Source organism: Streptococcus intestinihominis (assembly GCF_046824975.1).
Lineage (GTDB): Bacteria > Bacillota > Bacilli > Lactobacillales > Streptococcaceae > Streptococcus.
This window is the reverse complement of sequence record NZ_JBKQBL010000001.1, coordinates 537,918-541,160: the sequence shown is the minus strand read 5'-3', so window position 1 is coordinate 541,160 and position 3,243 is coordinate 537,918. Positions and strand designations below refer to the sequence as shown.

Here is a 3,243-nt window from a genome sequence, read left to right as displayed (position 1 = left end):
CAATCTTCCAAGTGAAGAGTATGATATTGGGGAGTATGTCTCACAATTTGAGACCATGGGGATCGACGTTACCGTCAACCTTAATGCTTTTGATTTGAACTTCGCCGGCAACAAACGGATTCGCGAAGTGGCTGGGCTCAATGTCGTCACCTTCTCGACCAACTTCTACAAACCTAGCCACGTGACGGCAAAACGTGTGATTGATATCTGTGGTTCTTTGGTGGGCCTGGTTATCTGTGGCTTGGTGGGTATCGTGTTGGTTCCCTTGATTCGCAAGGATGGAGGTCCAGCTATTTTCGCTCAGAAGCGGGTCGGGAAAAATGGCCGCTATTTCAAGTTTTATAAGTTCCGTTCTATGTATGTCGATGCAGAAGAACGGAAAAAAGAATTGATGGATCAAAACACCATGACCGGTGGCATGTTCAAAATGGACAATGACCCTCGGATTACGCCGATTGGACGCTTTATCCGCAAGACCAGTCTGGATGAGCTGCCACAATTCTTTAATGTCCTAAAAGGAGATATGAGTCTGGTTGGAACCCGTCCGCCAACAGTGGATGAGTATGAGAAGTACACTCCAGAACAAAAACGCCGCTTGAGCTTCAAGCCTGGAATTACAGGGCTTTGGCAGGTGAGTGGTCGTAGCGAAATTACAGACTTTGATGAAGTGGTTCGCTTAGATGTATCTTATATTGACGATTGGACCATTTGGTCAGATATTAAAATCTTGCTGAAAACGATCAAAGTTGTATTTAAACGAGATGGAGCGAAGTAGAAAATGAGTGAAGTAAGACAGATTCAATTAGGAGAGTTGTCCTTATTAGAAAAGTATGTTGAGATTTGTTCTAAGTACAATCTTCGCTATTATGCTTTAGGTGGGACTCTATTAGGAGCAATTCGTCACAAAGGATTCATTCCTTGGGATGATGATATGGATTTGGGAATGCCTAGAAAAGATTATGAAAAATTCCTGGAAATTTGCGAAAAGGAATTACCAGATCATGTTATCCTAAGAATCCATGACGATAATTTAGGTAACACCTCTATCATGGATACTTCCCTTCAAATTGAATTTGGTGGGGTTGTGTGTAGTCCGTTTATTGATGTGTTTCCTTTAGATGGTTATCCGTCAGATGGTTTCCACTATTTCTTGCATACTAATAAAATCAAGTATTACCGTGCCCTTTCAAAAATATCTGTCATCAATCGATTGCACAATCGGGACCGAGGCTTCTTTGAAAATTCAATTGTGAAGGTTTCTAAGATCCTTCACTTGGACAAATTATTAAATACAGAAAAAATTAATCGGAAATTACAGAATACGATTAAACAGTACGACTTTGAGACAAGTGCTCTTGTCGGAAACGTCTTAGGCTCATATCGTGAGAGAGAGTTGGCCTATAAAGAGGTGTTTGGGGAGCCACAACTCCTTGATTTTGAAACTATTAAAATCAGTGGACATGCTGATCCGGATGCTTATCTGACAAAGATTTATGGCGATTATATGAAGTTGCCAGAAGAATCAGAGCAAAAAGGTCACTTTGAATCCACTTGGGGAGAATAAGCTTGAAAAGTTTTACAATGATGGGGGTCAGAATTGACCCTTTAACAATGGCAGAAACCGTTGCTGCTACAGAACAATTCGTACGAGATAAAAAACCGCTCCATTTGATGGGGGTCAACGCAGACAAGCTCAATCAATGTGCGACAGATGAGGCCATCAAGAAGATTGTCAATGAGTCTGAAATCATCAATGCAGACGGTGCTTCTGTCGTTCTCGCGGCACGCTATTTGGGCTATTCTGTGCCAGAACGCGTGGCAGGCATCGATTTGATGCAGGAATTGCTTCATTTGGCCAATGAAAAAGGCTACTCTGTCTACTTCTTCGGCGCAAAAGAGGAAGTCTTGACAGATATGTTAACTATCTTTAAAAAGGATTATCCGAATCTCCGAGTAGTGGGGCATCGCAATGGCTATTTCTCTGCTGAAGAGGAAGAGGCTATTCAAGAAGATATTCGTGAGAAGAATCCAGATTTTGTTTTTGTCGGTATTACCTCTCCTAAAAAAGAGTACTTGATCCAGAAGTTTATGGACAACGGAGTCAATTCTGTCTTTATGGGAGTGGGAGGAAGCTTTGATGTCCTCTCAGGTCATATCAAGCGGGCACCTATGTGGATGCAAAAAGCTAATCTGGAATGGTTGTTCCGTGTGGCCAACGAACCCAAACGGCTCTTTAAGCGTTATTTTGTAGGAAATGCCACTTTTATTAAGAGAGTAGTACATGAAAAACGGAAAGCAAAAAAATAATATTCTTCACATTTCGCGGACCATGGATATCGGTGGAGCGGAACGTATTGTCTATCAATTGGCGACAGATCTTAAGGATGAATTTGATCAGGTTCATGTCGCATCAACTGGTGGATTGTGGGAAGAAAAACTGGCAGAGAATGGGATTCAACACCATCGGATTTTAGATGTCGATAGCAAACAGCCAGCTACGGTGCTCAAGATCCTTGCTAGTCTCTCCAAGATCATCAAAGAAAATGAGATTACTCTTGTCCACACCCATCACCGGATGGCTGCTTTCTATGTTCGTTTGTTGCAGATGCGCCATCCAAAATTGATCCATGTCTATACAGCCCATAATGTTTTTAAGGACAAATTGCCACTATACAAATTTGCCCTAGGCAAGGCTCGAACGGTTGCTGTTAGTCAAGCTGTCCAGGAAAATATTCATAATGATGTAAGGTCAAAAAACTCTATTGTAATTTATAATGGGGTGAAAATGAAACAAAGTGAGCATACAGTAAATGAAATTACTAAGTGTGACGGTATCAAAATAGGCTGTATAGCTCGCCTGTCCGAACAAAAAGGCTTGCCCTATCTGATCCAAGCCATGTCACTTGTGACAAATCCAAGTGTATCCTTGTTTATTGTCGGTGACGGAGAATTGAAAAATGATTTGATAAATCAAACAAAAGAGCTAGATCTGGAAGAAAGAATTCATTTTTTGGGCTACCGTAGTGACGTGGTAGAGTGTATCAATAGCTTTGACTTTTGTGTTCTTCCATCGATCTTTGAAGGATTTGGATTGGTTGCAATCGAGGCCTTTATGAACGGTAAAACGATGATTGCAACAGATATTCCAGGTGTGAATGAAGTAGTGAACTCTGAGAATGGGATCCTCGTCCCGGCTGAGGATCCGCAAGCCCTGGCTCAAGCAATTAAAGAGTTGGCAGAGAA

General features: G+C 41.6%; 4 protein-coding genes. All 4 read left to right on the top strand.

Annotation, left to right across the window (positions count from 1 at the left end):
* A partial coding sequence (locus tag ACLOR3_RS02685) for a sugar transferase (RefSeq protein WP_412036969.1) occupies nucleotides 1-775 on the top strand: 775 nt, incomplete at its 5' end.
* 3 nt (nucleotides 776-778) lie between these two features.
* Nucleotides 779-1,564, top strand: a complete 786-nt coding sequence (locus ACLOR3_RS02680; protein WP_411400162.1) for a LicD family protein — start codon at nucleotides 779-781, stop codon at nucleotides 1,562-1,564.
* 17 nt (nucleotides 1,565-1,581) lie between these two features.
* Nucleotides 1,582-2,307 (top strand): WecB/TagA/CpsF family glycosyltransferase, encoded by a 726-nt coding sequence (locus ACLOR3_RS02675; RefSeq protein ID WP_411400225.1) that lies wholly within the window; start codon nucleotides 1,582-1,584, stop codon nucleotides 2,305-2,307.
* Nucleotides 2,282-3,243: glycosyltransferase (locus ACLOR3_RS02670; protein ID WP_412036968.1), on the top strand; the 962-nt coding region annotated here is incomplete at its 3' end. The genes ACLOR3_RS02675 and ACLOR3_RS02670, both read left to right, overlap by 26 nt.

Bases quoted from the DNA above. Each gene is read 5' to 3' on its own strand.
- ACLOR3_RS02680 (WP_411400162.1), top strand. From the start codon at position 779: ATGAGTGAAGTAAGACAGATTCAATTAGGAGAGTTGTCCTTATTAGAA.
- ACLOR3_RS02675 (WP_411400225.1), top strand. From the start codon at position 1,582: ATGATGGGGGTCAGAATTGACCCTTTAACAATGGCAGAAACCGTTGCT.